The sequence below is a fragment of the Cellulomonas pasadenensis genome (assembly GCF_047229365.1).
Lineage (GTDB): Bacteria > Actinomycetota > Actinomycetes > Actinomycetales > Cellulomonadaceae > Cellulomonas.
This window is the reverse complement of record NZ_JBFTEP010000168.1, coordinates 1-6,627: the sequence shown is the minus strand read 5'-3', so window position 1 is coordinate 6,627 and position 6,627 is coordinate 1. Positions and strand designations below refer to the sequence as shown.

The 6,627-nt window shown below is 76.8% G+C and carries 8 protein-coding genes; 3 read left to right on the top strand and 5 right to left on the bottom strand.

What is annotated here, in order from left to right; all coding sequences use genetic code 11:
* On the bottom strand, positions 1 to 244 hold a 244-nt coding region (locus AB6N23_RS16580; protein ID WP_412867092.1), incomplete at its 3' end, for a TetR family transcriptional regulator.
* A 60-nt stretch (positions 245 to 304) separates the two neighbouring features.
* On the opposite strand from AB6N23_RS16580, the gene AB6N23_RS16575 reads away from it, so the two are divergent.
* Together AB6N23_RS16575 and AB6N23_RS16570 are read left to right on the top strand one after the other, a co-directional pair.
* On the top strand, positions 305 to 580 hold the full coding sequence (locus AB6N23_RS16575; protein WP_412867091.1) for a DUF1905 domain-containing protein: 276 nt from the start codon (positions 305 to 307) through the stop codon (positions 578 to 580).
* Positions 581 to 582: 2 nt separating this feature from the next.
* Positions 583 to 1,401 (top strand): alpha/beta fold hydrolase, encoded by an 819-nt coding sequence (locus tag AB6N23_RS16570; RefSeq protein WP_412867090.1) that lies wholly within the window; start codon positions 583 to 585, stop codon positions 1,399 to 1,401.
* A gap of 34 nt (positions 1,402 to 1,435) precedes the next feature.
* Here the strand turns inward: AB6N23_RS16570 and AB6N23_RS16565 are convergent, their stop codons facing one another.
* The 4 genes from AB6N23_RS16565 to AB6N23_RS16550 all read right to left on the bottom strand — a co-directional run bounded on the left by AB6N23_RS16565 (position 1,436) and on the right by AB6N23_RS16550 (position 4,913).
* On the bottom strand, positions 1,436 to 2,311 hold the full coding sequence (locus tag AB6N23_RS16565) for a VanZ family protein (protein WP_412867089.1): 876 nt from the start codon (positions 2,309 to 2,311) through the stop codon (positions 1,436 to 1,438).
* Between the two features lie 108 nt (positions 2,312 to 2,419).
* Positions 2,420 to 3,184 (bottom strand): type I methionyl aminopeptidase, encoded by a 765-nt coding sequence (gene map, locus AB6N23_RS16560; protein WP_412867088.1) that lies wholly within the window; start codon positions 3,182 to 3,184, stop codon positions 2,420 to 2,422.
* 397 nt (positions 3,185 to 3,581) lie between these two features.
* A complete protein-coding gene (wrbA, locus tag AB6N23_RS16555; RefSeq protein ID WP_412867087.1) occupies positions 3,582 to 4,184 on the bottom strand; it encodes an NAD(P)H:quinone oxidoreductase in 603 nt (200 codons plus the stop codon).
* Between the two features lie 96 nt (positions 4,185 to 4,280).
* Positions 4,281 to 4,913 (bottom strand): GNAT family N-acetyltransferase, encoded by a 633-nt coding sequence (locus AB6N23_RS16550; protein ID WP_412867086.1) that lies wholly within the window; start codon positions 4,911 to 4,913, stop codon positions 4,281 to 4,283.
* Between the two features lie 251 nt (positions 4,914 to 5,164).
* On the opposite strand from AB6N23_RS16550, the gene AB6N23_RS16545 reads away from it, so the two are divergent.
* On the top strand, positions 5,165 to 6,286 hold the full coding sequence (locus AB6N23_RS16545) for a hypothetical protein (protein ID WP_412867085.1): 1,122 nt from the start codon (positions 5,165 to 5,167) through the stop codon (positions 6,284 to 6,286).
* Positions 6,287 to 6,627 lie beyond the last annotated feature (341 nt).

The following is a 6,627-nucleotide window of genomic DNA, read 5'->3' as shown; positions in this document are numbered from 1 at the left end:
CGTCTTCCTGACGATCAGCTGCGTGCTGAACATCGCGCTCGTGCTGCTGCTCGTCCCGGTCGTCGGCATGGGCGTCGCGGTCGGCGACGTGCCGGTAGGCGGCCCGCGGCGTGACCCCGACCCGGCGGGTGACCTCGCGCAGCACGACGGCGGAGGCGCCGGCCTCCCGGGCGAGCGCGACGCCGGCGTCGACGAGCGCGGCGCCGAGGTCGCCGTGGTGGTAGCTGCCCCTTGCCGTGGCCATGCGCCGAAGTCTACGGTGTGGACATCGCCGCATGTACACACCGTAGACATAGGAGTCGCCATGACCGTCCCGCTCGACCACGCCTTCACCGCGCCGCTCGAGAAGGACGGCGCGTTCGACACCTACCTGACCGTCCCGGACTCGCAGCACGTGCTGGGCACCGGCCGGGCCGTCAAGGTCGCGGGCACGCTCGACGGCACGCCGTTCGAGGCGACGCTCATGCCGTCCGGCAGCGGCCCGCACTGGCTGCCGCTGCGCAAGGCGCTGCGCGCGGCCATCGGCAAGGACGCCGCCGGCGACGAGGTCGACGTCCACCTCACCGCGCGGCGGAGCTGACCGTGGCCGCCACCGTGACCGCCGACGTGCGCACCCTCGACGTCCCCGGTGCCCGTCTCACCTACGAGGTGCGGGGCGCGGGACCGCTGCTGCTGCTGGTCGGCTCCCCCATGGGCGCCCTCTACTTCGCGGACGCCGCCGACGCCCTCGCCGAGGACTTCACGGTCGTCACGCACGACCCGCGCGGCATCGGCCGCAGCACGGTCGACGACCCCGCGCAGGACTCCACGCCCGAGCTCCGCGCCGACGACGTGGCGGCGCTGCTCGACGCGCTCGACGCCCCCGCCGCGGACGTCCTCGGCTCCAGCGGCGGCGCCGTCACGGCGCTGGCGCTCGCGCAGCACCACCCCGGCCGGGTCGGCACGCTCGTGGCGCACGAGCCGCCGCTGCTGGACCTGCTGCCGGACGCGGCGGTCCACCACGCGCGCACCGCGCTCGTGGTGCAGACGTTCCACGAGCACGGGGTCGACGCCGCGTGGGGTGCGTTCGCGGGCACCGTCGGCTGGGAGGACGACGCCGAGGGCCCGCCCGCGATGGGCGACGAGGAGCAGCTGGCACGCGACGGCGCCCGGTTCTTCGCGCACGAGCTGGCGTGGACGACGACGTGGGTGCCGGACGTCGCACGCGTGCGCGCCGGCGCCCGCCGTGTCGTCGTCGGGGTCGGCGAGGAGTCCGGCGCGCTGGAGACCACCGCGACCTCCGCCGCCCTCGCCGCGCTGCTCGGCGTGCCGGTCACGGCGTTCCCCGGCGAGCACACCGGCTTCCTCGAGCAGCCGCGCGCGTTCGTCGACCGCCTGCGCACGGTCCTGGCGACGCGCTGACGGCAGCGACCGCACGCGCGGGGACGGGGGCGCGTCAGCCGCGCGCCACCCACACCCGCGCGGTGGTCCCCTCCACCGGGTACAGCTCGACCGTGGCGTCCGCCGCATCGGGAGCCGGGTCCTCACCGGGGCGGACGAGGCCGTACTCCCACGTGACGTCGGAGCGCACGAGCACGAGCGCCGGGCGCGGGCCGGCGTCCAGCGGGAGGGACGACGTGCCGTCGTCGACGAGCACGCACACGGACCCGTCCGGCCCGGCGTACGCGGTGGCGCCCGCCGGCAGCGCCGTCACCGCGTGGGCCGGCGGCTCGTCGCACGCGTACACGGGGACGGTCGCGGCCGGCGTCGTGACCGTGGAGACCACGGCCCACCCGACCAGCGCCGCCGCGAGCGCACCGGGCACGAGACGCCACGGACGGGGCGGCACGGGCCGGCGCACGACCGCGAGCGCAGCACCGGTCACCGCCAGCCCCAGCAGCCCGCCGACCGTGTTGAGCAGCAGGTCGTTGACGTCGAACGCGCGCCACGGCCACCCGACCAGCGCGGACACCGCGAGCTGCCCCGTCTCGACGACCACCGTCACCGCCACGCACGCGAGCAGCAGGGCCTCGTACCGCCACCGGACGACGAGCGGCAGCAGCAGCCCGAACGGGACGGTCATCAGCACGTTGCGCTGCGCCTCCCAGCCGCCGAGCAGGTCCGGACGGTGCAGCGTGAGCTCGTACGCGACGCCCGACCCGCGCGGCGGCATCCCGACGGGCAGCGGCAGGAACGCGGCGCCGGCCAGCACGACGAGGTACAGGCCGAACGCCACGCGGGCCGCACGGTGCAGCGGGGTGACGGCGCGGCGCGCGTCGCCCGGGTCGCCGGGCCGTGGGCGCGCCCGGAGGGGCTGCTGGAGATCGGTCACGTCGGCATCCTCGCCCGGACCACGGCGCAGCCGCGTCCGCCCGGGGTCGCCCGCGCCGTCCTCCTGCCGTCGGACGTCGGCACCACCTCCCGGTGCCGCCGGGTGGCGTCAGTCGCGCGCCGTCAGGACGACCGGGCCGTCCTTCGTCACCGCGACCGTGTGCTCCGCGTGCGCCGCGAGGGAGCCGTCGGCGGTGCGGATGGTCCAGCCGTCGTCGTCGACCTCGTACCCGTCGCCGCCGGCCATGAACCACGGCTCGATGGCGATGACGAGGCCCGGCTTGAGCTTCTCGCCGGTGCCACGGCGGCCGAGGTTCGGCACGTGCGGGTCCTCGTGCATGGTGCGCCCGACGCCGTGCCCGCCGAAGTCGCCGTTGATCCCGTAGCCGGCGTCGTGCCCGATGCGGCCGATCGCCGCCGACACGTCGCCCATGCGCCCGCCCGCGACGGCGGCGGCGATGCCGGCGTCGAGCGCCTGCTCGGTCGCCGCGATGAGGCGCTGCGCCTCGGGCGTCTGCGTGCCGAGCTGGAACGTGAGCGCCGAGTCGCACACCCAGCCGTTCAGCTCGGCCGCGAAGTCGATGCTCACGACGTCGCCGTCCTCGAGCACGCGGTCGGACGGCAGACCGTGCAGCGCGTGGTCGTTGACCGACGTGCACAGGACGCCCGGGTACGGCATGGCGCCGAAGCTCGGGTGGTAGCCCAGGTACACGGACCGGGCGCCGGCCTCGTCGATGAGGCGGTGCGCGTGCGCGTCGAGGTCCTGCGTCGTCATGCCGACGCGTGCACGCTCGCGCAGCGACGTGAGGACGTGGGCGACGAAGCGGCCGGCGGGCCGCATCTCGTCGATCTCGGCGGGCTTCTTGAGGGGCACGTCCCCACCCTCTCATCCGCCCGGCGCGGCGGGCGGCCGGGGGCCCGCCCGTGCCCGGGCAGGCAACAGCCCGTGGGGTGGACCCTCCTCGGGAGGGCCCCGCCGCGATGGACGATGTCGCGGCACCCACGGGCTGCGGTGACTGCCGGGGATTCGCTCGCCGCCCGGTCAGGGGGTCCTGACGGGGTGCGGGCGGACCTCGGAGTCCGTCCGATGCCTCGGGCGACTAGCGGGCAGTCACCTCACGCGTCCAAGAAGACTTCATGTCTCGGACCACCTCCTTCCCGTGTGCCTCGACCGTACGACGCGTCGGCGCGGGTGCCAAGGTCTTTCGCCGACGGCGAGCACGCGCGGTCGCGGCGGGGCGGCACGGCGTGGGCGGCACGGCGCGCCGAGGTCACGCGGCGAGGCGCTCCGCGACGTGGATCGCGCGCCGCGCGAGGTGGTCGAGCGCGTCCAGCTGCGGGTCGCCCAGCGGTGCGTCGTTCTCGGCGCCCGTCGCGTGGGAGACGCCGTACGGGTTGCCGTCGACGAACTTCACCGGGTCGGTGTACCCGGGCGGCACGACGATCCCGCCCCAGTGCATGACGGTCGTGTACAGCGACAGGAGCGTGGCCTCCTGGCCGCCGTGCGCCGTCTGCGAGGCCGTGAACGCCGCGTACACCTTGTCCGCGAGCCGTCCCTGCGACCACAGCGGCCCCGTCGTGTCGAGCAGCTGCTGGAGCTGGCTCGCGACGTTGCCGTACCGCGTCGGCGAGCCGAGCAGGACGACGTCGGCCCAGTCGAGGTCGTCCGGCTCGGCGACCGGCTCCCCGGCCACGGCGTCGACGTGCGCCCGCCACTCCGGCCGCGAGTCGATCGCGGACTCCGGAGCGATCTCCCGCACGTGCCGGCGGCGGACCTCCGCACCGGCGTCGGCCGCCGTCCGCTCGAGCCGCTCGGCCATCGCCTGCAGGGTGCCCGTCGCCGAGTAGTAGACGATCGCGACCTTGACGCTCATCGGTGCCCTCCCGGGGCTCGGGTGCCGTGCCCGTGCACGCCGCACGAGCACCGCGTCGATGGTCACCCGCGCTTCCCGGGCGCGCACCCGCGCGGCTCAGCCGGCGGCCGTGCACCCCGTCGCCGGCGCACGCCACATGCCCACCGGCGCCGTGCCGGGCAGCCCCCGCACGGGCGCGGTCTCGACGAACCCGTGCCGCCGGTACAGGCGCCGGTTCCGGGGTGTCGACGACTCGAGGTACGCCGGCGCGCCGGCCGCGTCCACGGCGGCCAGGCGCGCGGTCAGCAGCGCGGCGCCGACGCCCAGCCCGCGCGCGGCGACGGGCACACCGATCTCCTGGAGGTACCAGTGCGCGCGGTCCGGGCGCTGCCGCTCGAGCACGCGCTGGACCCGCGCCGCGCGGAGCACCCCGCGCACGCCGTCCACCCGCAGGAACACCGGCAGGTGCGGCAGCTCCGCGCGCAGGCCGCGCCCGGCGCCGGGCGCCTGCCACACGGCGGCGCCGAGCACGTCCGCGGCCCCCGCACGGCGCGCGACGTCGACCGTGCCGGCCGCGGCCGGCCCCGACCGCAGGATGCCGTCGAACAGGTGGCGCAGACGCTCCCGCCGCACCCCGCCGGCCGGGCCGCCGACGACGACGGCGAGGACCGGGTCGTCCTGGAACGCCTCGGCCAGCACGTCGGCCACGGCACCGAGGTCGGCGGGTGCGGCGGGCGTCACGACGATCACGGGAGCTCCTGGGACGGGGGTCCCAGGGTACGGAGCAGCCCGTGGCGGCGCAGTCACAGCCCCTCCGACCGCGCGGGCCGCCCCGCGCGAACGGGACGTCGGACGGCGCAGCCGACCTGACCCTTTCGGGTGAGTTGTGGGTGGGATCTGCACGGTTGTCCGAATACGCCCTATTGTCCGGAGCGGCCGACGGCGTGACCGTGCGACCCCGGCCTCCGTCCCCCGTCCCACGGTCTGTGGAGCCACCCCTCGTGAAGCGTCATCACCTCCCCCTCGTCCTCCTCACCGCAGGCGCGCTGCTCGTCGCGCCGGCCGCCGCGGCGTCCGCCACCGGCGACGGCGACCGCGGCTGGCACACCAGCACCTGGCACGGCAAGCCCGGCAAGGGCGAGACCGGGAAGCCGGGCAAGGGTCCGTCCAAGCCCGGCAAGCCCGAGCTCTGCGGCGGCTGGAAGGCCGGCCAGGTCATCCCGTGGGACGCCTACACGTGCGACAAGGCGACCGGCTACTTCCTGTACGAGAAGAAGGACGTCCGCCGCAACGCCGGCTGGTCCAACAGCACCCGTCAGCACCGCGTCGCCCTGCACCCCGTGTGGGCGTGGCCGACGGCCGACGACCGCCAGCGTCACGAGGCCTCCTCCTCGCTCCCCCGCAGCTACGAGGTCGTGCCGCTCGTGCTCGACGCCACGGACACCGCCGCGGTCTGCGCCGAGCCCGGCGCGTACGGCCTGCAGGTCGACCTCGTGGGCAACGGCATCGCCGGCCGCACGCTCGACCTCGCGTCGGCGGTGCCGACGGTCATCACGCCCCCCGACGGCGGCTTCCACGTGAAGAACACGCTCGCGTTCTACGGCCACTACGACGTCGCCGAGCTGCTGGACCTCGACGCGCTGTGCGCGCCGGCCGTGCCGCCGGTGCCGGTCCCGACGACGCCGGCGCCCGAGCCCACGACGCCGGCCCCCGCGCCCACCACCCCGGCGCCCGTGCCGACGACCCCTGCGCCGGAGCCCACGACGCCCGCCCCGGCGCCGACCACGCCGGCCCCGGTCCCGACGCCGGAGCCGACCGACGACGTCGCGGAGGAGCCGGCCGAGACCCCGGCCCCCGCCCCGACGCCCACCGCCGACGTCTCCGCCGCGCCGGAGCCGACGGCCACGCCCGCCCCGGCCGCCGCCGCGCCCGCGCCGTCCCCGTCGGTCACGGAGCGCGCCGAGGTCCTCGCGGCCACGGACGACGCGCCCCGCAGCCGCGGGCAGGTGCTCGCCGCGACCGGCACGTCCGCCCTCGTCGGCCTGCTGGCCGCCGTCGGCGCCGTCGCCATCGGTGCCGTCCTGATGATCCTGCGTCGCCGCGGTCGCACCACCGAGGCCTGACGCACCGACGTCCGCGGCGGACGGGGTCGAGACCAGCGCCCCGTCCGGCCGCGGACAGCACCGCCGTCCCCCTCCCCCCCGAGGACGGCATGACCCGTGCGGCCCGTCGCTCCGGCGACGGGCCGCACGGTGGCGTCCGGGCACGGTGGCGTCCGGGCACGGTGGCGTCCGGGCACGGTGGCGTCCGGGCACGGTGGCGTCCGGCACGCGGCGGGTGCCCGCGGTCGACCGGTGCGCCCCGCCGGTCGCGGTTACCGTCGGCTCGTGGGGCGCGCCGCACGCAGGACGGACGTCGAGCTCGTCGTGGACGACGCCGCCGGCGGTGGCGCGCCCGCCGACAC

What these genes read in the sequence shown, in the direction of transcription:
- wrbA (WP_412867087.1), bottom strand. Translation starts at nt 4,184, where the DNA reads ATGAGCGTCAAGGTCGCGATCGTCTACTACTCGGCGACGGGCACCCTG.
- AB6N23_RS16575 (WP_412867091.1), top strand. Translation starts at nt 305, where the DNA reads ATGACCGTCCCGCTCGACCACGCCTTCACCGCGCCGCTCGAGAAGGAC.